This is a genomic window from Bradyrhizobium sp. NBAIM03 (assembly GCF_020194055.1).
Lineage (GTDB): Bacteria > Pseudomonadota > Alphaproteobacteria > Rhizobiales > Xanthobacteraceae > Bradyrhizobium > Bradyrhizobium yuanmingense.
In genome coordinates this window covers 1-462 of the sequence record NZ_JADYVS010000134.1, presented here as the reverse complement: position 1 = coordinate 462, position 462 = coordinate 1, and the positions used below count along the sequence as shown (strand labels likewise).

The window sequence follows — 462 nt, the reverse complement described above, 5'->3', positions numbered from 1 at the left end:
TGCCGGGGCAGGCAACGTTCTACAATCGCCCTCCCTAGGCTGCCCACGTCGGGCAGGCTCCACTTCAAAAAAAGGAATGCGCATGAAAACCAAAGCCGCCATCGCCTGGAAAGCCGGTGCTCCGCTCACTGTGGAAGAAGTGGACCTGCAAGGCCCGCGTGCCGGCGAGGTGCTCGTCGAGATCAAGGCGACCGGCATCTGCCATACCGACTACTACACGCTCTCGGGCGCAGACCCGGAAGGGATCTTCCCGGCAATCCTCGGGCATGAGGGCGCAGGCGTCGTGCTCGAGGTGGGGGCAGGTGTCACATCGTTGAAAGCCGGCGACCACGTGATCCCGCTTTACACGCCGGAATGCCGCCAGTGCAAGTTTTGCCTGTCGCGCAAGACGAACCTGTGCCAGGCCATTCGTGCCACGCAGGGCAAGGGCCTGATGCCGGACGGCACGTCGCGCTTCTCGCT

At 63.6% G+C, this 462-nt stretch carries 1 protein-coding gene; it reads left to right on the top strand.

Annotated elements, in window-relative coordinates; all coding sequences use genetic code 11:
* Positions 1 to 82: 82 nt before the first annotated feature.
* On the top strand, positions 83 to 462 hold a 380-nt coding region (locus I6F21_RS37750), incomplete at its 3' end, for an alcohol dehydrogenase catalytic domain-containing protein (protein ID WP_225184388.1).